The following is a 26,443-nucleotide window of genomic DNA, read 5'->3' as shown; positions in this document are numbered from 1 at the left end:
CACAGTTTCCTTGACGGAGTTTAAAATTAATGCCCTTAAGTCATATCCATGACTAAGCCACGATCTCCCTTCACAATCGATAGAGGACTGATTTTTCAATTCCAGCTGTGAATAAATTTTCTTGGCAGCCATATACTCTCGATAATCAAATTGACCTGGATTTCTTGCACTTTCAATCGGAACTCGTTCACCAACAACTTTACAATCAGCCCCGTGCTTCCAAGTTAGAGGAATCAGTTGACCCTTCTCTTCAGCATTTTTATATAAAATTAAGAGGACTTTCTCATTGATAGTAGAGGAATTTAATTTACCGACCATCTGTATTGTCTGTGAAGTCTGTTCCACTTCTGAAGTAATCGTGAGAGATATTGGTCCGCCAGTTGAAGTTATTTGAGGGATGGAAGCAGGAGATAGGTAGAAAAAACCGAAGGTCATAAAAAAAGTTAAGAGGAAGATAATCATCCATTGATTTTTTAAAAGATATAACCAAATGAGGAAAAGAAAACACATTAAATAAAAAGGTACGGTAGGTAATCGTGAAAGAACCCCGCCAATCACAAATGCGATGACGGGAAAGTGCCATACTCCTTTCACGTTTTTTGTTTATGAGGATACTCAAAAAGATCCCGCGCTTTCTTTTCGTACTTTTCAACCTCTGGTTCGCCTAAAGTTTTCAGCTTCTCGATCATTTCATCTATAAGCTGTCGCTGTTCAAAATGCATAGGCTCCGTTTCAACCGGAACTTTTTTCGTTCTTACTCCTGCTTGCTGGAGCAATTCAATAGCATATGGATCGTTTTTGTAATCTTCACTATAATATACAGCTTTAATCCCAGCCTGAATGATTGCTTTTGTACAATGGACACAAGGAAAATGTGTCACGTAGATTTCAGCCTCATCCGTAGCTACACCGAATTTCGCACATTGTAACAATGCGTTCATTTCCGCATGTATGGTCCTCACACAATGACCATCCACGACATAACACCCTTCATCAATGCAGTGAACACCACCTGAGACACTTCCGTTGTAGCCTCCTGCAATCATCCTTTTATCCCTGACAATGACTGCTCCAACTGCGAGCCTTTGACATGTACTTCGTGATTTTAGTAAATAACTTTGGGACATAAAATATTGATTCCATGAGATGCGCTCCATTATGTATCCCCCTGTTCATTTTTCATTCAGTTTACCCTTTCCTTTGTTCCTCCGTCAAACGGTCAAGGAACCCTGATATCTTCCTTGATAGTTTCAATTGTTTTCTCTCCAATTCCAGATACCTTTAACAGGTCGTCTACTGTCTGAAAAGGCCCGTTTTCCTGCCTATATTGAATGATAGCTTCAGCTTTAGAGGGTCCTATGCCGTTTAATGTTTGTATCTCTTCAACAGTAGCCTGATTTAAAACGACTTGACCATTTGGATTGGGACTTTGAGACTTTTCTGAAGCTCCATCTGATAATACTAATTCTGATGAATACACATGAATGACCATCTCATCAATCAGCTTTTGCGCTAAATTTACACTTGAAGGATCTGCTTTGTCTGTCATTCCCCCTGCCAGTTGAATAACATCATCCACTCTCATATCACTTTTTACTTCGTAAACTCCTGGTTCGCTCACCTCGCCTTTTACGTCAACTTTTATTCCAGTCTCACCAGATGATTCAGATATATGAGGTTTTTCATTACTTTTTCCTATTTTTGGGCTAGCAGCTTCATGATTCATTTCAATTCCAGAGCTTGATGGTCTTAAAGACCATATCACCACCAAGATAATGATAATCAATACAATAAATCCATAACGCCTTATTACTTTGTTCATGAAAGCCAGACCTTCTTTCATATTTTTAATTTAATGGAATAAAGATAGTTAGGTAAGCAATTTAGAGGAGGGATAGCCTATGAAATGGGGAATCATCGGTACAGGGAATATGGGGAGTATGTTAACCTCGTCCTTATTGAGCAGTAAAGCTTTGGAACCTGACGATATGATACTCTATAATCGCTCTTCAGAAAAAGCCCTCAAACTAAAAGAACAATTTCCAGCCATTCATGTAGCAGCTTCACTAAAAGAAATACAAAAAAACTGCGATATCCTATTCATTTGTGTGAAGCCACATCATTATAAAACAATCCTTGAAGAGTTAAAGAGCGATTTCACAGAAGAACAATGTCTAATTTCCATAACTAGTCCAATATCTGTTAATGAATTAGAGAACCACACCCCTTGCCAAGTGGCCAGAATTGTTCCTTCTATAACGAATCACGCTCATGCAGGAGTGAGCCTATTTACGTTCGGATCAAGAATGAAAAAGGAACGGAAAGAACTTCTGCTTGAAACATTTAAAGCCATATCAACGCCCGTGGAAGTTGAAGAAGAACATATTCGTGTAGCTTCTGATATCGTCTCATGTGGTCCAGCGTTTATCAGTTATTTATTAAGCAATTGGATAACTGCTGCTCAACACGTTGCAGGGATAAGTGAAGAACAAGCAACTGAACTGACAGAGAATATGATGATCGGATTAGGTGAGTTGTTATCTAAAAGAATTTTTACTTTAGAGGAGTTAATGGAAAAGGTGACGGTAAAAGGCGGAGTAACAGGTGAAGGGTTGCAAGCGATGGAAGACCATTTAGGTGAATTGTTTTTTGAAATGTTTAAAGCTACACAAAGGAAACATAAAGATGACAAGAAGAGTATCGAGCTTTGAAATAAATAATTCGACATAAATCCAAATAATCCTGCAAAAACAATTAAAAAAGGAGCCGGGAATCCGACTCCTTTTCTATAATGCTTTTTCACAAACGAAAAACAAGCGGTCACCTACAGTTGAAGGTTTCTCATCAAAATCAGCACAAACCCGTTTAATCTTAAATCCTGCTTCTTCCAGCCAATGTTGCAGGTCTTTAGTTGGATACCCTTTTTGATCGTGCCTTTCGTCAAACCGTATATATTTCTCACCGTCTTGAACGAAAAAAGTCAGGTCATGAACCACGCTGTTATCAGTTTCACCCGGATCACAGAACCATACATAAGAAAGTTCATCATATACTTCCGCAAAAGTGGAACCATACAGATCTTCGTGAATATGATCTATAGAATGCACATCAAACAAGAATAACCCTCTAGGATTCAACGCGTCATATATCGAGGTGAAAGCGTTCCTAACACTATTCTCATCTGTAAGATAATTGAGAACGTCGCAATAGCTAATCACACAATCGTAATGATCTATTCCCTCTAATTGAGTCATATCCTGATGGAGCCATTGGATTTTGGAACGAGGATTTTTTTGCTGTGCCATTGCCAGCATCTCTTCTGATAAATCCACTCCAGTAAGCCTGAACTTTACTCCATCTAATCTGTGTGTAATCTCGCCTGTACCGCATCCTACATCCAGGATTGTTTTCACCTGAGGATGAAACTCATCGATCATATTTTTCGTGAACTTTACCCAATTATCGTACGGAGCATCCACCATAAGACGGTCGTACACTTGGGCCATTTGATGATAACTCATCGATTAGCCTTCAATGCCTTCAACAGCGATGGTTGATGCGTCTCCCCATAGTCTTTCGAGGTTGTAATAATGGCGTTCATCTTTGTGGAAAATATGGCAGACCACGTCATTTAAATCAACAAGGATCCAGCGTGCCTGTTCAAAACCCTCCATTCTTTTAATTTCAATGCCATTTTCTTCTGCCTGATTTTTTAATTCACGTGCAATAGCTTGGACTTGACGTTCATTCGAACCTTCGCAAATTAGAAAATAATCAGCAATAAGTGACACATCAGACATATCTAAAACAACGATATCACCCGCTCTTTTCTCATCACAGGCTTGCGCTGCCAAAGTAACTAAATCTTTACTTTCCATAGTCTTCCTCCCTTATTCATCCTTTTTATCTGTCTTAATGATATTATATTAAATCATTGAATGCATGGAACGTGTCCGGATAAACTGTTCGTTCTTTATCTACTAAAAAATGAATCGTATTCTTCAATGCCGTGGCACACGCATCGTCAAGACTTTCTTTTGACTTATCCCTGGCTACCTCAACACCTGGAAAATCCCTTCCTGGTTCAATGTAGTCTGCTAAAAACACTACCTTATCTAAAACAGTCATGTGTTTCTTACCAGTAGTATGACACTGAATAGCCGATTTCACTTCTTTATCATCCAATCCAATTTCCCTTTCAAGCATTAAAGCTCCTACTGGACCATGCCACAATTCATGATGATAATCCAATAAATCTTTAGGTAAGCGCCGATCCTCCAAGATCCAACGCTTCATCTCATCTAAAGGCTTGTACTTAGCATAATCGTGTAAAGCTGCGGCTATTTCCGTTTTCCATACATCTGCTCCGAACCTTTCAGCAAGCTCCACTGCTTGATCCGTAACCCGAATGGTATGTTCATACCTCTTCTGTTTCAAATAGGGTTTTACAAATTCTAAGGCTTTGTCACGATTCAGCTCCATATAGCTTATGCTCCTTTATGAAATGATAAACGGAATCCGGCACTAAATACCGTACGCTATTTCCAGAAAAAAGCCGTTCTCTGATATTTGACGATGAAATTTCTATCAGTGGAATTTCCACGAAGTGTACAGGTATTTCAGGATTCCACCTATAACCTGAGCGTTTAACACCTACAAATTGGACGAGATTTTGTAATTCATCGATTTTATGCCACTGAGGAAGATGTTCAACCATATCCCCGCCGATAATAAAATAAAATTCATTTTCGGGAAACTGATCCTTTAAGTATTTCATCGTATCTACCGTATAGGAGGTGCCTTTCCTTGTCAGCTCCACATCGCTAGCCTGGAAATAAGGATTCGATTCTACAGCTTTTTGAACCATCCTCAAACGATCTTCTCCTGCCACCTTTGCCCCTTGCTTGTGTGGAGGAACATGAGAAGGGATGAACCACACTTCATCCAAATCTAAATCGTTACGAGCATATTCTGCCATAATTAGATGCCCATGGTGAGGCGGATCAAATGTACCCCCTAGAATTCCGATCCGTTTCATAGCAGGTCTCCTTTAAGGCAATTCTATTTGTTTATTGTCTATTGATTCTTTATAAAGGATTATTGTATTTCCAATAACTTGAACGATATTTGCATTCGTCGCCTCTACAATTTCTTCGGCAACTTGTCTGTTATCTTCAAAACAATTCTGCAACACGCTCACTTTAATTAGCTCACGCTTTTCAAGAGCTTCGTTAATTTGTTTTGTCATATTTTCATTTACGCCTGCTTTCCCAACTTGAAATATCGGCTGTATATGGTGGGATTCAGCACGTAAATGCTTTTTTTGCTTACTTGTTAACATTCTATACCCCTTTCAGTTTCTTTTCGAACTCTTCTAGCAAGGCGGATGCGTCGGGTTCCGTTTCGGTCCATATTTTAAATGAGTATACAGCTTGCTGCAGAAGCATTTGATGACCGAAGTGAAGACGTGCGCCCCGCTTTTTAGCTTCTTGCAAAAACCTCGTTTTCATTGGCCGGTAAACAATATCACTTACAATGGTCCCTTTTGTCAAGTGATCGACAGGGATAATCAACTGATCGTCGTTTGGACTCATTCCTACAGTCGTTGTTTGGATGACCACATCATATTTGGAAAGATGCTCTGAAGCTTCATCTAAAGTCAACACAGTAGACTTTATCTTCTGCGACCCTTCTTGAATAATATCTATTGCACGCTGGGTTGTACGATTGGCAATATCGATTGCAGCCACTTCTTTTTTCGCAAGGGCATGGAAAATCCCTCTCGAAGCCCCTCCGCTTCCTAATAAAAGAATGCGGGTGTTACCTTTTAGGCTATCTGGATAATCATTCGTCAATGAATCGGCAAAACCTGTTCCATCCGTGTTATAACCAATCCAACCTTCGGATGTATTCTTAACTGTATTCACAGCCCCCATCTCTTTGGCAGTTTCATCAAGCCCCGCCAAATAAGGGATGATTTTTTCCTTAAATGGTACTGTTACGTTAAATCCGTCCAGTTTTTTTATTTCAGGTGACTGAATCTGTTGATCGAATTCCTCTGGTTCTAAGTCAAATAGTTCGTAACTGCCTTGTAGGTTTTGCTGATCCAGTAATTTACCGTGGATCCATGGTGACATTGAGTGGCCGACAGGATGGCCGATCAGTCCAAGCTTCAACAATATTGACCCTCCTATATTAAAGATTCACGTAAGGACACTTTTACCCCTTCCGGAACATGAGCGGTCACTGTTATGTTTCCCTCAGGGACAGTGACCCATCCTAAACCAGAAAACACAATATCCATTTTCTCGCCTTTGATCTTAAAGGTATGCTCTTTAAGAGGTGGCAATTTTTCGATTGTTTCTTTATCAGGAGGAGTTAGAAGTTCACCTAAGTGATTACTGTACAATTCATCCGCTTTTTCTAGCTTCGTGCGATGAATGTTTAATTCATTAGAGAAATAACAGATAAATGAACTGCGGTCTCCAATATTAAAATCTAATCTTGCTAGTCCACCAAAGTATAAAGTCTGCTCAGGATTCAATTGATAAACCTTTGGTTTAATCTCTTTTCGAGGGGTAATAACCTTTAAATCTTGATCTGAAACGTAATGGGCCATCTGGTGCCGATGGATGACTCCAGGAGTGTCATAAAGAGAACTTGCTTCATCTAAAGGTATATCGATAAAGCCCAGGGTGGTTCCAGGGAAATAGGAAGTCGTAATTGCTTCTTTCACACCGGAAGTATTAGCAATTAGCGTATTGATAAACGTCGACTTACCTACATTTGTTGTACCTACGATATAAACATCTCGTCCAGTTCTCATCTCATCAATTGCTTTTGAAAGTTTTTCAACACCCTGATTTTTTTCAGCTGAAATCAGGTGTACATCCTCTACTTTTAACCCTAAATCTTTCGCAGACTTTTTCAGCCACAGCTTTACTTTTCCTTGATTCACTGACTTCGGAAGTACATCCATTTTATTTCCTACTAGGAGTACTGGATTGTTGCCTGTCAACCTTTTTAAACCGGGAATAAAGCTTCCATTAAAATCAAAGATATCTACTAATTGAACGACTAACCCTTCATTGTTACTAATTTGATTAAGCATTTCCAAAAAGTCATCATCCTGGTAAGGTACATCCTGAACTTCGTTATAATGCTTTAAACGAAAACACCTTTTACAAATGACTTCTTCTCTCTCTAATGCTGATGCGGGTGCATAACCCGGCTGCTCAGGATTTATTGTTTGTATAGTGGCTCCGCATCCTTGACACTGTATATCACTCATGAATGGTGTCTCCTCTCCCAGGTGATTTTTCCTTTTTTCCTCATCCAGTTTAAGATTCTACGTTCAACTTTTCTGTTAATTCGAGTAAAAAAGCCATCCGTTTCTACAATGGGGACAACAAGAATAGTATGGAAGCCAGCTAAGTTTCCTCCTAATACATCGGTTAAAAGCTGATCTCCTACAACCACTACTTCGTCTTTTGCTAATCCCATTTGTTTTTGAGCTTTTTTAAAAGCTTTGGATAAAGGCTTTCTTGCGCTGTAGATAAACCTTGTATCCAGAGGCTCAGAAAACAGCTTCACACGTGTTTCCTTATTATTGGATGCAATCGTCACCTGGATTCCATGACTCTCCATCTTTTGAAACCATTTTTTAATTTCGTCCGTAGCATCTCTGACATCCCAGGCAACCAATGTATTATCAAGATCCGTGATAACACCTTTGACACCTTTTTCTTTCAACTCTTCAGGATCTATGTCAAACACGCTCGGTACATGTTCATTTGGTAAGAAATTATTTAACATTTGGTTCACTCCATCCGTATATACCGGCAAAATCTCCTTACTTATCATATACAAAAATACTTCATGTTTCAAAATCTTCTTTTGAAATGGCAGATAGAACGAAAATCGTTCGACAATTACTGACAGCAACAGGTTGTGGATAACTTTATACACAAAGTCCACACAGTTTTTCCTTTGTTATACCTTATTCGAATATTTTATCCATAAAGTTATCTACATTTCCTTGTAGATAACTAGCATATTGTAGGGAGTTCCGGGTCATGGTAAGGTTAGAATACAATTTCGATAAAGCTATGAAACAACAGGAGGTGGCTGTCACATGAGTGACAGAGGTATGAAACAATTATCTGATTCCCTGTTAATACAATCTTACCACAAAGCTATTGAACTCAATCTTTCTGAGGAGTTTGTCAATCAGATTAGAGAAGAAATCAGAAAGAGGTCCATCCAGCATTTAATCAATGATTTTGTCACACAAGTAGGATGAATTTTAACAAATCTAAACAATATCTTACATGAATATACAGAAACGAAACTCGCTGAAGAATTTAAAGCGAGTTTTTTTTATCTTTTTAAATTTGTTTTTTGTTGTGTCTCTTCTTATTTAATAGGGAACACTAAATTGTACCTCTTCAGCATCTTCGTTCATGTAATACAGTTGAATGTTAGTCCTTTTTTTGATTACAATTGATTCTATAGACAATATTGAACAACTTTAATATAGATAAATGAAACTTTTTGTCGAGGGAGGAAAAACCACATGTTGGTGGCTGTATTATTGCCTTTCATCATTGCGATGATCATTCCATTTTTAAGTAAGTGGAAACATACGATTCACACAGGATACTTTGTCACAATCGTCCCTGTGATTGTGTTTATTTATTTTGCTCGTTATTTAGGGCATGGGTTTGAACCTGTTTCAAGAGAGTACACTTGGATACCTTCATTGGATATGAATATCCTCTTCTATCTAGATGGTCTCAGCTTATTATTTGTTTTATTAATCAGCGGGATTGGTGCCCTAGTTGCCTTTTATTCGATTTTCTACTTACATAAATCGGAGCAACTGGGACATTTTTATGTATATTTACTGATCTTCATGGGATCCATGTTGGGTGTCGTCCTATCGGATAACGTCTTTGTCCTATACACCTTTTGGGAGTTTACTTCCTTATCCTCATTCTTGCTAATCGGATATTGGAATTATAAAAAAGAATCACGGTATGGAGCCCTAAAATCGATGCTGATCACCGTCTTCGGTGGCTTAAGCCTTCTTGGTGCACTAGTGTTTATGACTGTTTTGACGAACACAACCAGCATTCAGGAAATGATTGATCAGCAGCAGCTTATTTTAAATAGTGATTTCTTCCCACTTATCTTGTGTTTATTACTTTTAGGAGCATTTACGAAATCTGCTCAGTTCCCTTTTCATATCTGGCTTCCAGATGCAATGGAAGCTCCTACTCCTGTAAGTGCTTATTTACACTCGGCTACAATGGTTAAAGCCGGCATATATCTAGTGGCTCGCTATTCTCCGATGCTCTCATCTAATGATTGGTTCTTCATTATAGTATCGACTATGGGGATTATCACATTGTGCTGGGGATCTTATATGGCAGTAAGGCAGACTGACTTAAAAGCCATTCTCGCCTTTTCAACGATCAGTCAGCTGGGTATGATTATGGCCATGCTGGGGTTTGGAACAAAAGTAGCCGTATTTGCTGCTGTATTTCATATTTTAAACCACGCAACATTTAAAGGAAGTCTGTTTATGGTCGCAGGAATTGTTGACCATGAAGTAGGTACTAGGGACATTCGAAAGCTTGGAGGATTGATGACATTTTTACCCATTACAGCTACGTTAGCTGTGTTTGCATCCTTCTCTATGGCTGGTGTGCCTCTACCATTTTTGAACGGGTTCTATAGTAAAGAACTATTTTTCGATGCTGCCATACACCTTGAAGTGACGAAAGAAGGATTTATTGGATTATTAAGAACGATACTTCCATATCTAGCTGTCTTTGGAAGCATTTTCACTTTTGTTTATTCCATGTACTTTTTCTTCGGTACATTCCGTGGAACGACTAAGATTGACCAATTACCTAAAAAGCCGCATGAAGCACCCATTGGTATGCTTGTTTCCCCAATGATTTTAGTTATTGGCGTAGTAATCATCGGTTTATTTCCACACTTAGTTAACGAGCCGTTCATCGCTCATGCTGCTTCGGCAGTAAAAGGCGTAGAAATTGAAAAGCATATTAAATTCTGGCATGGCATTACTACTCCATTGATTATGTCTTTAGCTGTTCTTGTTTTCGGTACGATATTGGCGCTGTCCAGAAAGATCTGGCAGCCTGTCTATAACTTCGTTCCAGGCGTTATGAGTATGAATAAATTTTACGATGGTACTGTTGACCGATTAGAAGTTTTTTCTGAGAAAGTTACGAAGGGATACATGAACGGATCTCTTAGTCGATATGTCCGTCTCATACTGGCAGCAATCATTGTGGTTACTTTTGCCTTTATGGCCATTACTGGTGGATTCTCGGTCGATACCGATCATTTATCCCGTGTCTCTCTTCCCGCCGTGTTTGTAGCTATTATGATGGTTATCGCTGCTGTCGGAACCATTATTACGAATAATCGAATTACCGCAATTTTGATCTTAGGTGTAGTAGGCTATGGACTCTCTATGTTATTCGTATTGTTCAGAGCACCAGACTTGGCCCTGACACAGCTGATTATAGAGACAGTAACAGTAGCCTTGTTCTTGCTCGTTTTCTATCATTTGCCAAAGTTAAGGAAAAAACATGAAACGGCAAGTACTCGTACGTTAAACCTTGTCATTTCTATAGGGTTCGGAGCCCTGATGACAATGGTTGCGATTTCTTCTCACAGCAGTAAATGGTTTGATTCTATATCAAGCTATTTCATTGAAAAATCCCACTCTCTTGGAGGAGGAGACAACGTAGTCAACGTTATCCTAGTTGACTTCCGTGGATTGGATACCTTATTCGAGATCGTAGTGCTTGGAATCGCAGCTATGGCGATATTTGGACTTATAAGGTTACGCAATCGAAAGGAGGAGGATTAACCAATGGAATTAATCATGGCGATTCTTGCAGGAATCCTATTTACTACAGGAATCTATAACCTCCTTCAGAAGCAAATGCTGCGTATTATCATTGGGACGGGCCTTATTTCTCACGGTGCTCACTTGTTCATCCTAACTATGGGTGAGCTTGAAACCGGGGAAAGCGGGGCTCCCCCTATATTAACTGAAGGGGTAGAAAGTTATACAGATCCGCTTCCACAGGCTTTGATTTTGACTTCAATTGTCATAAGCTTCGGTGTAACAAGTTTATTACTAGTGTTGGCATACCGAGCAGCGCAGATTAATGGAACAGATAATATGGAGCAATTGAGAGGTACAGATTATGAGTAATTTAGCAGCACTACCTATTATATTACCGCTGCTAGCTGGTATTCTAGCGGCTTTCATACACAAAAAAAGAACACTAGTCCGGATTGGATCCCAAATTTTTACGGTCGCTCATCTTCTATTAGTTATATGGATCTTCCTGCAAGTTAAAAACCAGGGTTCCCTTGTTCTTGAGACCGGCGACTGGGCTGCCCCGTATGGTATTATTCTTGTAGGCGATATGCTATCCATGACTTTAGTTCTTACAACGAACATTGTAGCGGTCGCTTGTGTTTTTTTCGCACCAAAATCACTCTCTGAGCAACAGGAAAGCTTCTATTTCTACACATTCTTCCTAATGCTGATTGCTGGTGTAAGTGGCGCATTCCTTACAGGAGACTTGTTTAACCTCTTTGTCTTCTTTGAAGTTCTGCTCATGGCTTCATACGGCCTAATCGTGTTAGGAAACGGTAAAGCACAGCTGAGAGAGTCATTAAAATACGTCTTAATCAACCTCTTTTCTTCCATGCTCTTTGTTACGACCATTTCGTTCCTGTATTCCGTTGTAGGAACGGTAAACATGGCTCAGATAGCTGAACGGGTTCAGGAAGTTGAGCAAAGAGGTGTATTAACGACCATCGCTATTATGTTCTTTTTCGTCTTTGCTACGAAAGCTGCGGTCTTTCCACTTTATTATTGGCTGCCGAGACCGTATATCTCACCGAATCCGGTCGTATCCGCTTTATTCGGTGCTTTATTAACTAAAGTCGGGATTTATTCAATCCTTCGAACTTTTACTTTGATCTTTAATCAGGACGTCGAGCTGACACACACGTTGTTCATTTACCTAGCTGGGTTAACTATGCTCTTCGGAGTAATTGGAGCACTGTCCACCAATAATGTGAAGCTGGTCATCGCTTATAACATCATTCCTGCTGTTGGATTCATGCTGATGGGAATCGGCTTATTCTCCGAAGTTTCGATCAGTGGTACAATTTATTATCTTGTCCACGATATGATCATTAAAGGAGTACTGTTCTTACTGATCGGTGCCATTGTTTACGTTGCTGGAACATCCGATTTAAGAAAAATGGGTGGTCTTATCCACCACTATCCGGTGTTAGGTTGGCTATTCTTCGTGGCAAGCCTTGTGTTGGCAGGAATACCACCATTCAGCGGTTTTATCGGCAAACTGCTGCTCCTTCGCGGAAGTCTTGCTCAAGAAGAGATTATCATTGTAATAGTAGCACTTGTATCGAGCTTGCTTATCTTGTTCTCAATGATCCGGATCTTTATCCGTGGGTTCTGGGGAGAAAAAACAGAACTCTCCTATCCTGAACGAAAACGGAAAGGCAATAGGATGGCTTGGCCCGTTGCCGGACTCTTATCCTTATCCATTCTGCTTGGAATGGGTGCTGAGTGGTTTTATCCATCCATACAGTCCATTGCAGAGTATTTGATGAACCCGGAAATTTATATTGATTCTGTGCTAAAGGAGTAGAAGCTGATGCCATTACAAATTGTTATTAACATTATTATTGCCGTCATGTGGATGTTCCTTAGCGAGAGCTATGCTTTTTCAACGTTCTTTGTAGGTTACTTATTAGGAATCGGACTCTTGTTTATTTTGCAGCGTTTTATTCCAGATTCTTTCTACATGAAACGCGTTTGGAAGTTTATTAAATTAATTCTTTTGTTCATTCGTGAACTCGTGCTTTCCAATTTGGATATCGTGAAGCTCGTTTATAAGCCAAAACTTGATATTCAGCCAGGAATATTCGCCCTACCCATCGATTTGAAAAGTAATTTCGAGATTACTTTACTTGCAAACTTAATTACGCTGACTCCAGGAACATTATCCATCGCTGTAAGTGAAGATCATACGAAAATCTATATTCACGCGATGGACATTCCTGACGTAGAACAATCGATTAATGATATTAAAGAAACATTTGAAAAAGCGATCATGGAGGTGACACGATAATGGAACACATGTTAGATATCACCCAGTCACTGATTGAGTACTCTTCCTTGATTTCGATTATCGGCGTCTCTGTCTCTGTACTTATTTTGTTATACAGGGCAATAAAAGGACCAACAAACCCTGATCGTGCTGTCGCTTTGGATATCATAGGAATCAACCTGATGGCTTTAGCAGGATTGATCGCCATTCTGCTAGTCACTACAAAGTTCAATGACGTAATTCTGCTTATTGGTATTTTGTTATTCATTGGAACGGTTGCGTTGGCGAAATTCTTAGAAAAGGGTGTTATCATTGAGCGGGACATGGATTAATTTATTGTTCGATATCATAATCTGCATTTCCCTTTTAGGCGGAACCTTTTTTATCCTGTCCGGATCAATCGGAATTCTTCGTTTTCCTGATGTGTATGCAAGGTTACACGCCGCTACTAAGAGTTCCACATTAGGTGTAGCAGGGATCATGATTGGTGCCTTTCTTTTCCTCTATATGGAGCACAATATCGTAAGCGGGAAATTACTGCTTGGAATTCTATTCGTCCTGCTGACGGCTCCTGTTTCAGGACATATGATTTCACGAGCTGCTTATCGAAGCGGTGTTCCGCTGTGGGATAAAAGTGTAAAAGACGACTACGCCACTGCGCTAAAAGCCGAAGAAAAACAAAATCAGTCTCAATAGACAATAAGCATGGTTCCTTTCAAGGAGCCATGCTTTTTTTATTTCTATAAGCTTTTTTCTTCTTGAACAAGCACAGGACTCCATTTTTCTACATAAGTATGAGATGTGGGCATTTGCCTAATACTTGAGGAGGTGCGCGTCCATGAGCAGTCTCATAGCTTCGATCCTGTATTTTTTCAAAGAATCCTTATGGTTCATGTCTTACGTAAAAAACCAAGCCTTCCCCAACCCCCTTTCCCCTGAAGAAGAAGCGAAACAACTTCAATTGATGCAAGAAGGCAGCCAAGATGCTAGAAATAAGTTAATTGAACATAACTTACGTCTGGTTGCTCATATTGTGAAGAAGTTTGAAAACACAAAGGAAGACTTTGAAGATTTGATCTCTATCGGTACAATCGGATTGATCAAAGGTATTGAAAGTTATTCGTTAGGAAAAGGTACGAAGCTCGCTACCTATGCAGCACGCTGTATTGAGAATGAAATCTTAATGCATTTACGGTCCACAAAGAAAACAAACAAGGATGTGTCCCTCCAGGACCCTATTGGCCATGATAAAGAAGGTAACGAACTGAATCTTCTCGATATTCTTCAAGCTGATGTAGCTGATATCGTAGAAGAAATCCAGCTTCACATGGAACTAGAGAAGATCAAAGACTTTATCACCATTTTAGATGATCGAGAGAGAGAAGTTATTATTTTCCGCTATGGCTTGAACCAGACCGAAGAAAAAACACAACGGGAAATTGCAAAAGAACTAGGCATTTCCAGGAGTTATGTATCCCGGATAGAGAAAAGAGCGCTTATGAAAATCTTTCATGAGTTTTATAAACAAAGTAAGCAAGGAAAAAGTATATAAAAAAGAACCACTACTTACTTAGAGAAGTAGTGGTTCTTTTCGACTCACTCCGACAAGACGTTCCTCCATTTTCTAACTTTGAGAATCATCAGAAAGGCAGTCGCAAGTCCAATCAAAATAAGTGGGTATAGGTAAAAGTGTAAAGTTGTTTGATATTCATAAATGCTGATTAGAGTTCCAGCATATAAATAACTTGAAAAGATTAATAGAGTTAGAATAAAACGTTTATAATCTTTAATTTTATTTTCAATCCATTCGGTAGATTGCATACATGTCCACCTCCTGCACAACTATGATTGTAACACATGATTCACTGTGCGGAGATGGTAATTATTTTCAACGAAAGGTTTACATGTATCGCCACTTGATAAAACGCTTATCTTAACGGAATAACAGAATATGGAGAAGAATTATTTAAGAGATTCGACCATAGTCATAATCATGACAGCAGCATTTTCTGCAGCTTTCGGCAAGAACTCTTCAAAAGAGACAGATGATGCTTTTCCGGCTATATCGGATAGTGCGCGGATGACCACAAACGGTGTACCGTACTTATAGCACACCTGTGCAATGGCTGCTGCTTCCATTTCAGCAGCAATCATCTCAGGGAACTTACCTCTTACAAAATCAACACGGGACTGTTCATGCATGAAAGAGTCCCCTGTAGCGATAATACCTCTTTTTGCTTTTGCATTTGTTTTTTCAACCGCTGCCATTGCTTGTTCAATTAAAGTTTCATCAGCTGGATACATGCTAGGCATACCAGGAACTTGTCCATATTCATATTGAAATGCCGTTACATCCACATCATGATGAGTCACAAGGTTGGAAATGACTACATCCCCTACTTCCAAATCTTTTGCGAAGCCGCCAGCAGAACCAGTGTTGATCACTGAGTCAATATTAAATCTCTCGTGCAGAATGGTTGCGGACATGGCCGCATTAACTTTACCAATCCCTGACTTCAAGAGTACCACTGATTTTCCATGAAGCGTACCTTCAATAAATAGGACCCCTGCGATCTCTTGTTGAGTTGTATGTTCCATTTTACTTTGAAGCAGTTCTATTTCTTCATCCATTGCTCCGATGATTCCAATAGTCATTACTAAACTCCCTCTCTCGCTTTAATTATATGGGTTTGAATTCAACACTTCGACTTGAGTAGGCTTATATCCCTTACCGTCCACCCATTCAATATATACACGATAAATTTTTGTTTTATCTTTATTAGATACTGTAGCTTTAGCCTTTGTTGGACTATTATTGTTTTCGATACGCCAAGTAATCATATCGCCTTCTGAAAGCCCTGTAGCGTTTCTGACAGTCTGTTCTAGTTCTTTCCAGTCTTGTGTACCCTCTTGATATAAAATCCTGTGAGACCCATCTGTTTCCTGCTCAGTAGGTACAGGTTCCCAGTTTTTAGTGATGACACGATCTACATTTTCTTTATCACTTTCTGTTACTGTTCCTTCTTCTTCATTCTTTTTGTCCTCGTTATCCTCACTACTATCTTTTTTACTCTTTTCCTCATTTACTTTTAGGTCTTCTTGAGGTTTTTGATCAGAGGACCCTTCATTTGAATTCTCTTCCTCTGCTTTTTCTTCAGTTTTGTTATCATCTGATACCAGAGCTATACCTGCTTGATTATTATTAACACCAAAAATCATGACAGAAATATATACAACAATTAAAAGACCTGCTGCTCCCAACAGCATAGTCAGCATCTTAGTTCCCTTTATTCTTTTCTCATTGCGAGAAGAACGGGAATAAGGTTTGTTTCCTTTAGCCATGTGATGTCTCTCCTCCTTTAAACTCGTTGTATATTATACATCATTCAAGACGTGCTACCAATACTTTTATAAATGAAAAAAAGGTGACATTATTCTACGCTTTATGCTTCCCTATTCCCCGGGAAATGGGGGTGTTAGTGGGAGTTTAGGGCGTTAGTGAAGATTGGGGGATGGGAAAACGACGAGACTCCTGTGGGGGGGGACATGTTAGATGTGACCCAGAAGACGAAGTTAGAGGAAGCTAAACACAAGCCCACAGAAAGCGAGTCGTTTTCTCGTCGACCATCACTTACATAAAAGCCTCGAAACTGACTCTTCAGGTTAAAGAGGCTTTTTTAAGCACATGCCGAGAGCCATATTATGTTTAGTATCAAGAGTTATTACCAAGTAAAAAGGCAGAGGACTCGTCCTCTGCCTTTTTACTCCTATCATTACTCTACAGTAATGATTTTTACGTCAATCTCTCCGCCTGGTGTAGCAACTTTCACTTGGTCTCCAACTACGTGGCCAATTAAGCTTTGCGCCATAGGAGAGTCGTTAGAGATTTTACCTTCAAACGGATCTGCTTCAGCGCTTCCTACAATCTTATACGTTTCTTCATCACCGTCAGGGAGCTCCTGGAACGTAACCGATTTACCCATAGATACTGTATCAGGGTTATCATTATCGTTTTCGATGATTACAGCATTGCGGATCATATTTTCCACCTGAGTGATTCTCGCTTCAACAAACGCCTGCTCATCTTTGGCTGCGTCGTATTCAGAGTTCTCGGATAGATCTCCGAAACCACGTGCAATTTTAATACGCTCTACTACCTCTTTACGTCGTTCAGTTTTTAAATGATGCAGCTCTTCTTCGAGTTTCTGTTTTCCTTCTTCTGTCATGTAGTAACTTTTTTCTTCTGCCATAATCGTTTATACACTCCTTTAAAAATGCACCAATAATGGATTATTCCCCACATATAGGAAATGAGCGGTACGGCCTGTACGCTCATTAAAGAATTACTATACTTTACCCGAGGACATAATAATTTAGAACTACTAGTGAAAACTATGCCAGATTTCTGCCAGTATTTCAACTATTTTCTTTACTTATTGCCTGTCCCTTTTCCTGGAGAACTGTTTGTATTTTAGTCGCCATTAGATCAATAGCCACGTGGTTTTGTCCACCTTCAGGGATAATGATATCTGAATACCTTTTTGTCGGTTCGACAAACTGCAAGTGCATAGGTCGGACGACATTGATGTATTGATCGATTACAGAGTCAAGGGTACGCCCACGTTCATTAATATCACGCAGCATACGGCGAATGATGCGGACGTCTGCATCCGTATCGACAAATACTTTAATGTCCATCAAGTCTCTTAAGCGCTCGTCTTCTAAAACTAATATGCCCTCAACAATGATGACTTCTTTCGGTTCTACATGAATCGTCTCTTCTGACCGGGTGTGTATTTTATAGTCATACGTAGGTTTTTCCACTGGCTTCTGATCAATTAACTGTTCCAAGTGCTCAATTAAAAGGTCATTATCGAACGCCAAAGGATGATCGTAATTTGTCTGAAGTCTTTCTTCGAAAGGAAGATGACTCTGATCTTTGTAGTAATAATCTTGTTCGAGCATGAGTATTGATTTATCTGCAAAACGTTGAATGATGGATCGGGTCACGCTTGTTTTTCCTGATCCCGTTCCTCCAGCGACTCCAATTACAACAGGTTTATCCTTCATTTTCTTGGGTTCTCCTTTCATCCCTTATCTACTCTTCTATCTTTTATTTTTTTACCGAAATGGCGACCCCATCCCCAACTGGAACAATCGTCGTGTAATAATCAGGGTGGTTGACAAGCCATTCATTGAACTTGCGAATTTTACCAGCAATTTTTGCCATTCGTGGACTCGCTAGTTCATCATCTGCCACGTATCCTTTAAACAATACATTATCTGAAATGATCACTCCACGCTCAGTAAGCATGGGAGAGTACATATGAAAGAATTCTTCATACTTACCTTTAGCTGCATCTATAAACAACAAATCATAAGGGCCTTTTTCTGCCACTTCTTTCTCTAATTCCAGAGCATCTCCATGAAGGATCTGTATGCTATTTTCAACCCCAAGCTGCCTTAAGTTTGAGACCGCTTCTGAGTATCTAGTGGGGTCTCTTTCAATCGTAACAATTGCACTTTTTGCAGATGCTTCTAACATGCGTATTGCAGAATAGCCGATAGCTGTTCCGATTTCAAGAATATGGGAAGGCTGATGCAAGCGAATCAGCTGCATCAAGAACTCTATGCCTGATGGTTCCATAATTGGTACACCATTTTCCTTTGCATAGGCTTCTATTCTTTCTATTTGTTCGGATGGCTTTGATCGCAATGAGTGTAAGTAATCTTCCTGTTTCATTACGTTTCATCCCTTCACACAAAATTTACACGTTGTTTACAACCCTAATATTTTAACATAAAAAAAAGAAGGAATGCGAGCTTTCTCGTCATTCCTTCTTTAAAAATTAATCACCACTGATATATTTTTGCTTTTTCTTGTTGTGTTCCTTTAGTGTTTTAGAATAATAAATTTCACCATCACTGGCAAGGAAGTACAGAAATTCGTTATCATCCGGGTTGGCTACTGCTTCCATTGAGTTTTTATTGAAGTTAGAAATTGGTCCAACAGGTAGACCTTTAATGTAATAAGTATTATACGGACTCTCAATCTCCAAATCCTCATACAACACTCGTTCCTTATGTTCGCCATGAGCATAGAGGACTGTTGGATCTGTCTGTAATGGCATCTCTTCATCCAGTCGATTATAAAAGACTTCAGCTATCTTTTTACGGCTCGCTGCTGTTCGAGCTTCATTTTCAACCAGGGAAGCCATCGTAACGCCTTGATGGATCGTCAAGTCCTGTTTCTGCAGTTCATCTTTATATGGAAGTACTACGTTCTTTGTTTTTGACAGCATTTCATCGATAATCTGTTCAATGGTCGGATTATCGACATAAAAAGGGTAAGTAGCTGCAAATAGGTAGCCTTCCAGTGGATATCTAATATCCTCTTTCAGGATTTCCTCAGTTAAAAGCTCAGGGTGTTCTTCTATCAGCTGCTTCACGTACTCTTTGTCGTTGACTTTATCCATAAATTCTTTCTTAGTAAAATCTGTCTTCTCAGCAAAAATACCTGCAATTTGGTCTAGTGTTTTTCCTTCTGGTACAGATACTTTAAACGCAGGCTCTTTGACTAGCTTCCCGGTCTTCAATGTTTCAATAATCTCACTGAAACTCATAGAAGAAGTGAACTGGTAATTACCTGCCTGAAAACCAGACTCATTGTTAAACTTTGTATAGAATCTGAATATCAAATCATTCTTGATGATGTCATTTTCTTCAAGAATACCAGCGATTTGTGAGGTAGATGAACCAAGAGGGATTTTGACATTTTTGGCACTGTCATCATCTGGATCGACAGGTTCAAGAGCTGATTTCACATAAAAATACCCGGAAAGTCCTCCAACCACAATCACTAGTATTAATACGGTTAGGATGATAGCGACAATTTTACGTACTGTACTTGCTTCTTCTTTACGCTTTTCCAGTCGCTCTTTATATTTATCTTTAAAATTTGAGTCGGACAAGGGACTTCCTCCTTTCATCCGGTACATTATACTACAAAAAGCGAGAATCTTTCTACATTTTACACTAAATTTCTACAAGAACACCCTTCTTCTTCGCATAAACAAAGCCTGCAGCAATGCTGCAGGCTAGCTTTCAACAATTATTAAGCAAGATCTTCATCTGTGAGGGTATTTAACATTTCTTCAACCATTTCCCATTCTTCATCAGACTCGATCTGGAATAAGGAAAGATCGTCTTCTTCATTCCCTTTTTCTTCGTAACGGAAAGCGAAGACCTCTACCTCATCCCCTTCTTTCTGTTCAGCAGGGATAACTGCGATATAGGAGTGGCCCGTTTGATCTACATCAAACGTAAATAATACCTCAAATAAATGTTCTTCCCCGTTCTCATCGGGAATAATGATCCGTTCTTCTTTTTCTAGTGCCATGGATAGACTTCCTCCTTTATTGTTTAGCGTCTAAATAGCTTTGCAAAATCATGACGGCTGCCATCTTGTCGATAACCTTTTTGCGCTTCTTACGGCTCATGTCCGCATCAATAAGTACTCGTTCCGCCGCCATTGTAGTTAAACGCTCATCCCATAGATGAGCTGTAATTTCAAATTCTTTTTCGATCCATTCGGCGAAATGTTGGCTGGCCTCTCCACGAGGACCCACGGTTCCATTCATATTCTTGGGGAAACCGACGACCGCTTCTGTCACTTCATGTTCTTGAATGACTTTCCTCAATGGTTCTTTTGCCGTATTAAAATCCCGCTCATCCCATCTCAGGGTCGTCAGTCCTTGTGCGGTCCAGCCAAGTGCATCGGAAATCGCGATGCCTATCGTTTTTTCGCCTACATCCAATCCTATCTTCTTCATTCAACGCCCTCTTTATTCTTTTCTAAATAAAATTTGACTAACTCCTCAATCAACTCATCTCTTTCGATTTTGCGAATCAGGTTTCTCGCATCCTGATGACGCGGGATGTAAGCTGGATCTCCAGATAGAAGATATCCAACAATTTGATTGATTGGATTGTAGCCCTTTTCTTGAAGAGCGTTGTGTACAGACAATAGTACAGAACGGACATCTTGATCAAAGGGTTCTTCAGAGAAATTAAATCTCATCGTCTTGTCCATGCTCATTACAGTCACCTCGCACAAATTTGTCTTTACTCCATTATACACCTGTTATCTACTCAGGAAAAACTAGGAGTTTTGACTTGCATATTCTTTTGCGTATTGAAGAGCTTCAGGTATCTTAGAAGCGTCTTTACCTCCTGCCTGCGCCATATCCGGACGGCCGCCGCCGCCGCCTCCGCATCGAGTGGCAGCTTCTTTGATTAAATGACCCGCATGATACCCTTCTTCTACTAAGTCTTTCGATACTCCTGCAATCAATTGAACTTTATTTCCATTAGGTGCTGCTAAAAGAATAATACCGGAATCTATTTTCTGCTTAAGATCGTCGATCATCGTACGCAGAGCATTCATATCCTTGACATCTACTTGTTTAGCAAGAACCTTCACTCCATTTATTTCTTCTACTGCGTCCATAATATTTGATGCTTCCATATTGGACAATTTAGCACTCAATGATTCGTTTTCCTTTTGCAGGTCTTTCATTTCTTTATAAAGTACTTCAATGCGCTCAGGAACCTGCTCTGGCTTCGTTTTAAGAAGTTCTCCTGCTTGTTTCAGCAAGGTCTCCTTACCATTCATATAAAGGTAGGCGTCTTTTGCCGTAACAGCTTCTATCCTTCTCGTTCCTGCCCCGATACCAGTTTCAGATACGATTTTGAAAAGACCAATTTCAGCCGTATTCACGACGTGACACCCTCCACAAAGTTCAAGACTGTAGTCTCCGACTTGAACAACACGGACCGTATCTCCGTATTTTTCTCCGAATAAGGCCATAGCTCCTTTTTCTTTTGCTTCTTCGATGGAGCTGTACTCTATAGATACAGGGATAGACTGCCAAACTTTTTCATTAACGACTTCTTCGATTCTTTCCATCTCTTCGTTTGAGACAGATCCAAAGTGAGAGAAATCAAATCGAAGACGATCCGAAGCCACTAGTGAACCTGCCTGGTTAACATGCTCACCTAATACATCCTTCAAAGCTTGATGAAGCAAGTGAGTAGCGGTATGGTTTTTAACAATAAAGGAACGGGATTTTTGATCAACAGCAGCTTCAAATCTATCCCCTTTTTTCACTGACCCTTCTTGAACGTAGGCTTCATGCATATGCTGGCCATTAGGGGCCTTTTGTACATTTGTGACTTCTATGGAAGCTTGATCATTTTTCAGAATACCCTTATCGGCCATTTGACCTCCGCTTTCTGCATAGAATGGCGTTTGATCAAGAAATACATAGATGGTGTCACCTACTTCAGCTTGTTCGCTGAAATCTTTTCCTTTAATCAATTCCACAATTTTCGATTGAGTCTGTAGCTGATCATATCCGATAAATTCACTCTCTACATGGACATCCCCTAGCACGCCTTCTTGAATTTGCATGGAACCTGTTTTTTGACGAGCATTTCTAGCGCGCTCGCGCTGTTTTTCCATTTCAAACTTGAAGCCATCTTCGTCTATAGTAAATCCAGCTTCCCCGACATATTCTTCTGTAAGCTCTTTTGGAAATCCATACGTATCATAAAGACGGAAAACTTCTGTTCCAGGAAAAATGTTGCTTCCCTTCTCTGTTTCTTCTTTCATAATTTTCGATAGAATGGCAAGTCCTTCGTTCAAGGTTTCGTGGAAACGCTCTTCTTCTGTTTTAATGACATTTTGGATGAAGGCTTCTTTTTCTTTCACTTCTGGATAAAAATCGACCATGATCATTGAAACTTCAGGTACTAATTTATACATAAATGGCTCATCTATACCAATTTGCTTAGCAAAACGGACCGCACGGCGCAATAGTCTGCGCAGAACATACCCTCTGCCTTCATTGGATGGCAGTGCTCCATCGCTTACGGCAAAAGTGACAGTTCTCATATGGTCTGCAATGACTTTGAACGAAGAATCGAGGTCTTCTTTTTCCCCATATTTCACGCTAGCGATTTTTTCTGTTGCCTCAATAATTGGTTTGAACAAGTCTGTTTCAAAGTTTGTATCTGTTCCTTGAATCACACATACCATTCGTTCAAGCCCCATACCTGTATCAATGTTTTTCTTCGGAAGAGGAGTATAGGTATCATCAGGGTTGTGATTGAATTGAGAGAAGACAAGGTTCCAAATTTCTAAGTAACGATCATTTTCCCCGCCTGGATATAACTCTGGATCTTGGGGGTCATTTCCGTATTTTTCACCACGATCATAGAAGATCTCCGTATTCGGTCCACTCGGTCCTTCACCGATATCCCAGAAGTTTTCTTCAATACGGATAATTCGTTCTTCATCAAGCCCTACTTTATCTCTCCAGATTGCGAATGCTTCGTCGTCTTCCGGATGAACCGTAACAGCAAGTTTATCGGAATCAAATCCAATCCACTTGTCACTCGTTAGAAATTCCCACGCCCATACGATAGCTTCTTCTTTAAAATAATCTCCGATAGAGAAATTTCCGAGCATCTCGAAGAATGTATGGTGTCTCGCCGTAAAACCTACATTCTCAATATCATTTGTTCGAATAGATTTTTGGGCGTTGACAATCCTCGGGTTTTCAGGAATGACCCGACCATCGAAATATTTTTTAAGTGTGGCAACACCACTGTTGATCCACAAAAGTGTTGGGTCCTCATGAGGGACTAATGAAGCACTAGGTTCCACTTCATGTCCTTTTGCTTTGAAAAAGTCTAAGTACATTTGTCGTACATCAGCTGATGTTAATGATTTCATCGATTTCTACCTCCTTAATGGTGTAAAAAGTTATACAAACGAAAAACTCCCGTCCCTGCCCATATCGGCAGGGACGGGAGCTAAAATCCGCGGTACCACCCTGATTATAGACTGCATGCGTCTATCACCTTGGACGCTGTAACGTAGCGTGACTACGGCGGGGATTAGCCGCACTCCAGAATAGCTTTCAGCAACCTGTTCCATCGCATTCTTTTCAGCCGGGAGAATGCTTCTCTTGTCACGGAGTATTGCTTACTCATTTCCTTCTAAGTGTTCGATCGTTCATATAGTCTTGATATGCGCTATTATAGATAACTGGGGATTATCTGTCAACGTGCAGCCTTCCAGCCCGAATTTCAGAGAATACAACCTTTACACAAGTAAGTACGGGAACGGCAAGAATTAAACCAGGCACTCCCGCTAATTCGCCTCCTGCCAAAAGAGCAAGGATAATAAATAAAGGGTGGATATGGATACTCTTTCCCATGATGTAAGGCGATAAAAGATTCCCTTCAATCAACTGGATAACAATCACCACAAGCAAACTGAATACAAGGGTTTGAATAGATATAGTAACTGCCACAATGACAGCAGGGACGGCACCTAATAATGGACCGAAGTAAGGAATAATATTCGTTATACCGGCAATGACACCAAGAACTAGTGGGTAAGGGAGACCCACAAGCCAAAATCCGACCGTCGCCAGTACGCCGATAAATAAACTAATGAACAGTTGACCTCTTATATAGCCTCCCAATGAGTGATTCAATTCTTTCGTCAAACGCTTAGCTTCTTCCTGCCATGTTGCAGGCAAAAGACTTAAAAGCCAATGGCCAATGGTTTTATAATCTTTCAAAAAATAGAAAGTCATCACCGGTATCACAGCGATTAAGACGATCATATTAAAGATCCCACTTATGCCAGTTATGATTGTCATTACTTTCTCAGTCAACCACTCTTCGAATTGAGAAAAAGTCCCATCTAGCTTTTCATGAATCCCATCAGGAAATCGTTCAGTCTGAGCATAAAATTCCTTCGTCCACTTCTGATACGTCTCAGACATCTGAGGAAGCTGCTCTGTAAGTAACTTCAACTGTTCCAACAGGTGAGGGAATCCTCTATAGATCGCCACGCTCAAAAACGTGAAAAACACGATGAAGATCAGAAGGATAGCCAAAGAACGGGGCAACCCTGCTTTCTCCAGCCAGCGGACTAATGGGTGCAGCAGTAATGAGAGCACTAAAGCTATGATAAATGGCAATACCACTCTCCCAACCATGACAAGAATATGGTCATAATAAGGGAAAAGGTAAGCGAACAACAATAAAGAGAGAAGAATAAAGAAAAAGATTGTAAGCCTTCGAATCCACTTGGCTGTCTTCTCATTCATCTTCCTCTAAGATCCTTGTTGATAGAATATGTCGTTTAAGGAGCTCAAGCTTCCATCTTCTTCAATTTGATTGATGTTCATTTTTCCATCCTCTATGGAAAGCTCTATAAAGCAGTTCCAGCAATAATACTGTTCTGTACCGATCTTTCCTAGGTTTTTATTTTGACAGTTTGGGCACCTCATAGATTTGGTTCTCCTTTTTTTACCAATCATTATGTCCATGAGGCGAAAAATCATACATTATCCTAACTGGTTACGAATCCAGTCCACTCCTTGATCCACCATGAGATCAGAAGGGGACGTGTGCGGAGTATGCTCGAAGATGAAGTATTTATCTATTCCATTTTTTAATAGATTTAAACAAGGCTCTAATGTAAAGTGATCAGGATCATTTTCAAAATCAGGATGAATCGGCACCCAGTAATATTTTCCTTCCACGTAAGTTACATGATGCAAATGCACCACCTTTGTGTGCGGAAGAAGCGGTCGTACGTAATCTTCCCATTTTTCTTTTGTAGCCATAAGATAATCTCCTAAATCAATACATATGTACAGCCCGTACTTCGCAACTAAGCCCACCCCATAATCATGAAGGGCCTGTATGTTGTGAGCAGACCGCTCAGGACCTAGCTTCGGTTCACATACAATGGGAATGCCGTAGTAATTCTGCAAGTCACTTAAAAATTGAAGTCCTTCTTCTATTTTATTCTCAGGTGAAGAGACAGGAGGAGATTTGAAATATGGGAAGTGGACCAAAACATATTCCGCTCCAAGCTGAGCCAACTCCTTCACTTCCCTTTCAAAATTTGATCTAGCTTGAACTGGCGACATGACGACTTCATCAATCAGGTCATATTTACTACTTCCACGAATCAATGGAGAATGAACGCCAAAACTAACCTTCCTTGCCTTAGTCATTTTATAAAATCGAAAAAAGGAATCTCGATCAGGAAATTCCCCAATTTCGATATGAGGGAGTCCTTTCTTAAACAATTTGTAGAATTGATGTGGATCAGACAAGATTGTACTGCCTGACATCCCTAAAGTATGACTCAT

At 39.9% G+C, this 26,443-nt stretch carries 33 protein-coding genes and 1 pseudogene; 9 read left to right on the top strand and 25 right to left on the bottom strand.

Translation table 11 applies throughout. The annotated features are described in order from the left end of the window. Positions 1–102: 102 nt before the first annotated feature. The 3 genes and pseudogenes from HM131_RS21055 to HM131_RS09165 form a co-directional block, all read right to left on the bottom strand. Positions 103–510, bottom strand: a pseudogene (locus HM131_RS21055) (ComEC/Rec2 family competence protein); the annotation flags it as partial. An 80-nt stretch (positions 511–590) separates the two neighbouring features. Beyond that, positions 591–1,157: a ComE operon protein 2 gene (locus tag HM131_RS09170; protein ID WP_085029474.1), complete on the bottom strand. Its 567-nt coding sequence runs from the start codon at positions 1,155–1,157 to the stop codon at positions 591–593. A gap of 62 nt (positions 1,158–1,219) precedes the next feature. Further along, a complete protein-coding gene (locus HM131_RS09165) occupies positions 1,220–1,822 on the bottom strand; it encodes a helix-hairpin-helix domain-containing protein (RefSeq protein ID WP_085029473.1) in 603 nt (200 codons plus the stop codon). Positions 1,823–1,901: 79 nt separating this feature from the next. Between HM131_RS09165 and comER the strand changes: the two genes are divergently transcribed. Continuing rightward, positions 1,902–2,711: a late competence protein ComER gene (comER, locus tag HM131_RS09160; RefSeq protein ID WP_085029472.1), complete on the top strand. Its 810-nt coding sequence runs from the start codon at positions 1,902–1,904 to the stop codon at positions 2,709–2,711. 75 nt (positions 2,712–2,786) lie between these two features. Here the strand turns inward: comER and HM131_RS09155 are convergent, their stop codons facing one another. The 8 genes from HM131_RS09155 to HM131_RS09120 are packed head-to-tail and all read right to left on the bottom strand — an operon-like array spanning position 2,787 to position 7,968. Then, positions 2,787–3,521, bottom strand: a complete 735-nt coding sequence (locus HM131_RS09155) for a class I SAM-dependent DNA methyltransferase (RefSeq protein ID WP_085029471.1) — start codon at positions 3,519–3,521, stop codon at positions 2,787–2,789. 3 nt (positions 3,522–3,524) lie between these two features. Further along, on the bottom strand, positions 3,525–3,878 hold the full coding sequence (gene rsfS, locus HM131_RS09150; RefSeq protein ID WP_085029470.1) for a ribosome silencing factor: 354 nt from the start codon (positions 3,876–3,878) through the stop codon (positions 3,525–3,527). A gap of 43 nt (positions 3,879–3,921) precedes the next feature. Then, the gene (gene yqeK, locus HM131_RS09145; protein ID WP_085029469.1) at positions 3,922–4,482 is read right to left on the bottom strand and encodes a bis(5'-nucleosyl)-tetraphosphatase (symmetrical) YqeK; all 561 of its coding nucleotides are present in this window, start codon (positions 4,480–4,482) and stop codon (positions 3,922–3,924) included. Continuing rightward, on the bottom strand, positions 4,466–5,038 hold the full coding sequence (locus HM131_RS09140) for a nicotinate-nucleotide adenylyltransferase (protein ID WP_085029468.1): 573 nt from the start codon (positions 5,036–5,038) through the stop codon (positions 4,466–4,468). Before HM131_RS09140 ends, yqeK begins: the two co-directional genes overlap by 17 nt. A gap of 12 nt (positions 5,039–5,050) precedes the next feature. Next, a complete protein-coding gene (yhbY, locus tag HM131_RS09135; RefSeq protein WP_085029467.1) occupies positions 5,051–5,341 on the bottom strand; it encodes a ribosome assembly RNA-binding protein YhbY in 291 nt (96 codons plus the stop codon). A 1-nt stretch (position 5,342) separates the two neighbouring features. Then, positions 5,343–6,182: a shikimate dehydrogenase gene (gene aroE / locus HM131_RS09130; protein WP_085029466.1), complete on the bottom strand. Its 840-nt coding sequence runs from the start codon at positions 6,180–6,182 to the stop codon at positions 5,343–5,345. 8 nt (positions 6,183–6,190) lie between these two features. Further along, positions 6,191–7,291 carry a ribosome biogenesis GTPase YqeH gene (gene yqeH, locus HM131_RS09125; protein WP_085029465.1) on the bottom strand — a complete coding sequence of 367 codons (1,101 nt, stop codon included), beginning with the start codon at positions 7,289–7,291 and terminating at the stop codon, positions 6,191–6,193. Next, a complete protein-coding gene (locus tag HM131_RS09120; RefSeq protein ID WP_269749133.1) occupies positions 7,288–7,968 on the bottom strand; it encodes a YqeG family HAD IIIA-type phosphatase in 681 nt (226 codons plus the stop codon). Before HM131_RS09120 ends, yqeH begins: the two co-directional genes overlap by 4 nt. 166 nt (positions 7,969–8,134) lie before the next feature. On the opposite strand from HM131_RS09120, the gene sda reads away from it, so the two are divergent. From sda to sigK, 8 genes are all read left to right on the top strand, one after another. Continuing rightward, positions 8,135–8,302, top strand: coding sequence for a sporulation histidine kinase inhibitor Sda (gene sda / locus HM131_RS09115; protein WP_408607126.1), 168 nt, complete (start codon positions 8,135–8,137; stop codon positions 8,300–8,302). Positions 8,303–8,575: 273 nt separating this feature from the next. Beyond that, positions 8,576–10,909, top strand: a complete 2,334-nt coding sequence (locus HM131_RS09110) for a Na+/H+ antiporter subunit A (RefSeq protein ID WP_085029464.1) — start codon at positions 8,576–8,578, stop codon at positions 10,907–10,909. Between the two features lie 3 nt (positions 10,910–10,912). Further along, positions 10,913–11,260 carry a Na(+)/H(+) antiporter subunit C gene (locus tag HM131_RS09105; RefSeq protein WP_085029463.1) on the top strand — a complete coding sequence of 116 codons (348 nt, stop codon included), beginning with the start codon at positions 10,913–10,915 and terminating at the stop codon, positions 11,258–11,260. Then, positions 11,253–12,737 (top strand): Na+/H+ antiporter subunit D, encoded by a 1,485-nt coding sequence (locus HM131_RS09100; protein ID WP_085029462.1) that lies wholly within the window; start codon positions 11,253–11,255, stop codon positions 12,735–12,737. The genes HM131_RS09105 and HM131_RS09100 overlap by 8 nt, the downstream gene beginning before the upstream one ends. A 6-nt stretch (positions 12,738–12,743) precedes the next feature. Further along, a complete protein-coding gene (locus HM131_RS09095) occupies positions 12,744–13,220 on the top strand; it encodes a Na+/H+ antiporter subunit E (RefSeq protein WP_085029461.1) in 477 nt (158 codons plus the stop codon). Further along, positions 13,220–13,531, top strand: a complete 312-nt coding sequence (locus HM131_RS09090; RefSeq protein ID WP_085029460.1) for a Na(+)/H(+) antiporter subunit F1 — start codon at positions 13,220–13,222, stop codon at positions 13,529–13,531. Before HM131_RS09095 ends, HM131_RS09090 begins: the two co-directional genes overlap by 1 nt. Then, on the top strand, positions 13,512–13,895 hold the full coding sequence (mnhG, locus tag HM131_RS09085) for a monovalent cation/H(+) antiporter subunit G (protein ID WP_085029459.1): 384 nt from the start codon (positions 13,512–13,514) through the stop codon (positions 13,893–13,895). Before HM131_RS09090 ends, mnhG begins: the two co-directional genes overlap by 20 nt. 142 nt (positions 13,896–14,037) lie before the next feature. Next, positions 14,038–14,751, top strand: coding sequence for an RNA polymerase sporulation sigma factor SigK (gene sigK / locus HM131_RS09080; protein WP_085029458.1), 714 nt, complete (start codon positions 14,038–14,040; stop codon positions 14,749–14,751). A gap of 44 nt (positions 14,752–14,795) precedes the next feature. On the opposite strand, the gene HM131_RS09075 is transcribed toward sigK, so the two are convergent. The 14 genes from HM131_RS09075 to HM131_RS09015 form a co-directional block, all read right to left on the bottom strand. Next, positions 14,796–15,020 (bottom strand): YrhC family protein, encoded by a 225-nt coding sequence (locus HM131_RS09075; protein WP_085029457.1) that lies wholly within the window; start codon positions 15,018–15,020, stop codon positions 14,796–14,798. A gap of 141 nt (positions 15,021–15,161) precedes the next feature. Next, complete coding sequence (mtnN, locus tag HM131_RS09070; RefSeq protein ID WP_085029456.1) at positions 15,162–15,854, bottom strand: 5'-methylthioadenosine/S-adenosylhomocysteine nucleosidase; 693 nt, start codon at positions 15,852–15,854, stop codon at positions 15,162–15,164. 21 nt (positions 15,855–15,875) lie between these two features. After that, positions 15,876–16,541: a YrrS family protein gene (locus HM131_RS09065; RefSeq protein ID WP_085029455.1), complete on the bottom strand. Its 666-nt coding sequence runs from the start codon at positions 16,539–16,541 to the stop codon at positions 15,876–15,878. Between the two features lie 431 nt (positions 16,542–16,972). Then, positions 16,973–17,449 (bottom strand): transcription elongation factor GreA, encoded by a 477-nt coding sequence (gene greA, locus HM131_RS09060; protein WP_085029454.1) that lies wholly within the window; start codon positions 17,447–17,449, stop codon positions 16,973–16,975. 166 nt (positions 17,450–17,615) lie between these two features. Beyond that, complete coding sequence (udk, locus tag HM131_RS09055) at positions 17,616–18,269, bottom strand: uridine kinase (RefSeq protein WP_085031895.1); 654 nt, start codon at positions 18,267–18,269, stop codon at positions 17,616–17,618. A gap of 43 nt (positions 18,270–18,312) precedes the next feature. Then, complete coding sequence (locus HM131_RS09050) at positions 18,313–18,942, bottom strand: O-methyltransferase (RefSeq protein WP_085029453.1); 630 nt, start codon at positions 18,940–18,942, stop codon at positions 18,313–18,315. 106 nt (positions 18,943–19,048) lie between these two features. Further along, positions 19,049–20,170 (bottom strand): endolytic transglycosylase MltG, encoded by a 1,122-nt coding sequence (mltG, locus tag HM131_RS09045; protein ID WP_198162751.1) that lies wholly within the window; start codon positions 20,168–20,170, stop codon positions 19,049–19,051. 143 nt (positions 20,171–20,313) lie between these two features. After that, the gene (locus tag HM131_RS09040; protein WP_085029452.1) at positions 20,314–20,598 is read right to left on the bottom strand and encodes a DUF1292 domain-containing protein; all 285 of its coding nucleotides are present in this window, start codon (positions 20,596–20,598) and stop codon (positions 20,314–20,316) included. Positions 20,599–20,614: 16 nt separating this feature from the next. Further along, a complete protein-coding gene (ruvX, locus tag HM131_RS09035; RefSeq protein WP_085029451.1) occupies positions 20,615–21,031 on the bottom strand; it encodes a Holliday junction resolvase RuvX in 417 nt (138 codons plus the stop codon). Next, on the bottom strand, positions 21,028–21,297 hold the full coding sequence (locus HM131_RS09030) for an IreB family regulatory phosphoprotein (RefSeq protein WP_085029450.1): 270 nt from the start codon (positions 21,295–21,297) through the stop codon (positions 21,028–21,030). Before HM131_RS09030 ends, ruvX begins: the two co-directional genes overlap by 4 nt. 63 nt (positions 21,298–21,360) lie before the next feature. Beyond that, positions 21,361–23,997 carry an alanine--tRNA ligase gene (gene alaS, locus HM131_RS09025; RefSeq protein ID WP_085029449.1) on the bottom strand — a complete coding sequence of 879 codons (2,637 nt, stop codon included), beginning with the start codon at positions 23,995–23,997 and terminating at the stop codon, positions 21,361–21,363. Positions 23,998–24,319: 322 nt separating this feature from the next. Continuing rightward, positions 24,320–25,387 carry an AI-2E family transporter gene (locus tag HM131_RS09020; RefSeq protein WP_085029448.1) on the bottom strand — a complete coding sequence of 356 codons (1,068 nt, stop codon included), beginning with the start codon at positions 25,385–25,387 and terminating at the stop codon, positions 24,320–24,322. 6 nt (positions 25,388–25,393) lie between these two features. Beyond that, positions 25,394–25,570 carry a hypothetical protein gene (locus HM131_RS20910; protein ID WP_198162750.1) on the bottom strand — a complete coding sequence of 59 codons (177 nt, stop codon included), beginning with the start codon at positions 25,568–25,570 and terminating at the stop codon, positions 25,394–25,396. Positions 25,571–25,627: 57 nt separating this feature from the next. Continuing rightward, positions 25,628–26,443: a TIM barrel protein gene (locus HM131_RS09015; protein ID WP_085029447.1), complete on the bottom strand. Its 816-nt coding sequence runs from the start codon at positions 26,441–26,443 to the stop codon at positions 25,628–25,630.

Source organism: Halobacillus mangrovi, assembly GCF_002097535.1.
Lineage (GTDB): Bacteria > Bacillota > Bacilli > Bacillales > Halobacillaceae > Halobacillus > Halobacillus mangrovi_A.
Note: the sequence above shows the minus strand (reverse complement) of the source record. Positions and strands in the feature narration are given on the sequence as shown.

Coding starts and splice junctions, on each gene's coding strand:
- greA (WP_085029454.1), bottom strand. CDS start 17,449: ATGGCAGAAGAAAAAAGTTACTACATGACAGAAGAAGGAAAACAGAAA.
- HM131_RS09075 (WP_085029457.1), bottom strand. CDS start 15,020: ATGCAATCTACCGAATGGATTGAAAATAAAATTAAAGATTATAAACGT.
- HM131_RS09020 (WP_085029448.1), bottom strand. CDS start 25,387: ATGAATGAGAAGACAGCCAAGTGGATTCGAAGGCTTACAATCTTTTTC.
- HM131_RS09110 (WP_085029464.1), top strand. CDS start 8,576: ATGTTGGTGGCTGTATTATTGCCTTTCATCATTGCGATGATCATTCCA.
- sigK (WP_085029458.1), top strand. CDS start 14,038: ATGAGCAGTCTCATAGCTTCGATCCTGTATTTTTTCAAAGAATCCTTA.
- comER (WP_085029472.1), top strand. CDS start 1,902: ATGAAATGGGGAATCATCGGTACAGGGAATATGGGGAGTATGTTAACC.
- HM131_RS09095 (WP_085029461.1), top strand. CDS start 12,744: ATGCCATTACAAATTGTTATTAACATTATTATTGCCGTCATGTGGATG.
- yhbY (WP_085029467.1), bottom strand. CDS start 5,341: ATGTTAACAAGTAAGCAAAAAAAGCATTTACGTGCTGAATCCCACCAT.
- HM131_RS09170 (WP_085029474.1), bottom strand. CDS start 1,157: ATGGAGCGCATCTCATGGAATCAATATTTTATGTCCCAAAGTTATTTA.
- sda (WP_408607126.1), top strand. CDS start 8,135: ATGAGTGACAGAGGTATGAAACAATTATCTGATTCCCTGTTAATACAA.
- HM131_RS09165 (WP_085029473.1), bottom strand. CDS start 1,822: ATGAACAAAGTAATAAGGCGTTATGGATTTATTGTATTGATTATCATT.
- HM131_RS20910 (WP_198162750.1), bottom strand. CDS start 25,570: ATGAGGTGCCCAAACTGTCAAAATAAAAACCTAGGAAAGATCGGTACA.
- HM131_RS09100 (WP_085029462.1), top strand. CDS start 11,253: ATGAGTAATTTAGCAGCACTACCTATTATATTACCGCTGCTAGCTGGT.
- HM131_RS09030 (WP_085029450.1), bottom strand. CDS start 21,297: ATGAGCATGGACAAGACGATGAGATTTAATTTCTCTGAAGAACCCTTT.
- HM131_RS09015 (WP_085029447.1), bottom strand. CDS start 26,443: ATGAGTCATACTTTAGGGATGTCAGGCAGTACAATCTTGTCTGATCCA.
- ruvX (WP_085029451.1), bottom strand. CDS start 21,031: ATGAAGAAGATAGGATTGGATGTAGGCGAAAAAACGATAGGCATCGCG.
- alaS (WP_085029449.1), bottom strand. CDS start 23,997: ATGAAATCATTAACATCAGCTGATGTACGACAAATGTACTTAGACTTT.
- HM131_RS09140 (WP_085029468.1), bottom strand. CDS start 5,038: ATGAAACGGATCGGAATTCTAGGGGGTACATTTGATCCGCCTCACCAT.
- HM131_RS09065 (WP_085029455.1), bottom strand. CDS start 16,541: ATGGCTAAAGGAAACAAACCTTATTCCCGTTCTTCTCGCAATGAGAAA.
- yqeK (WP_085029469.1), bottom strand. CDS start 4,482: ATGGAGCTGAATCGTGACAAAGCCTTAGAATTTGTAAAACCCTATTTG.
- HM131_RS09105 (WP_085029463.1), top strand. CDS start 10,913: ATGGAATTAATCATGGCGATTCTTGCAGGAATCCTATTTACTACAGGA.
- yqeH (WP_085029465.1), bottom strand. CDS start 7,291: ATGAGTGATATACAGTGTCAAGGATGCGGAGCCACTATACAAACAATA.
- HM131_RS09040 (WP_085029452.1), bottom strand. CDS start 20,598: ATGGCACTAGAAAAAGAAGAACGGATCATTATTCCCGATGAGAACGGG.
- udk (WP_085031895.1), bottom strand. CDS start 18,269: ATGAAGGATAAACCTGTTGTAATTGGAGTCGCTGGAGGAACGGGATCA.
- rsfS (WP_085029470.1), bottom strand. CDS start 3,878: ATGGAAAGTAAAGATTTAGTTACTTTGGCAGCGCAAGCCTGTGATGAG.
- HM131_RS09155 (WP_085029471.1), bottom strand. CDS start 3,521: ATGAGTTATCATCAAATGGCCCAAGTGTACGACCGTCTTATGGTGGAT.
- HM131_RS09090 (WP_085029460.1), top strand. CDS start 13,220: ATGGAACACATGTTAGATATCACCCAGTCACTGATTGAGTACTCTTCC.
- HM131_RS09050 (WP_085029453.1), bottom strand. CDS start 18,942: ATGAAACAGGAAGATTACTTACACTCATTGCGATCAAAGCCATCCGAA.
- mtnN (WP_085029456.1), bottom strand. CDS start 15,854: ATGACTATTGGAATCATCGGAGCAATGGATGAAGAAATAGAACTGCTT.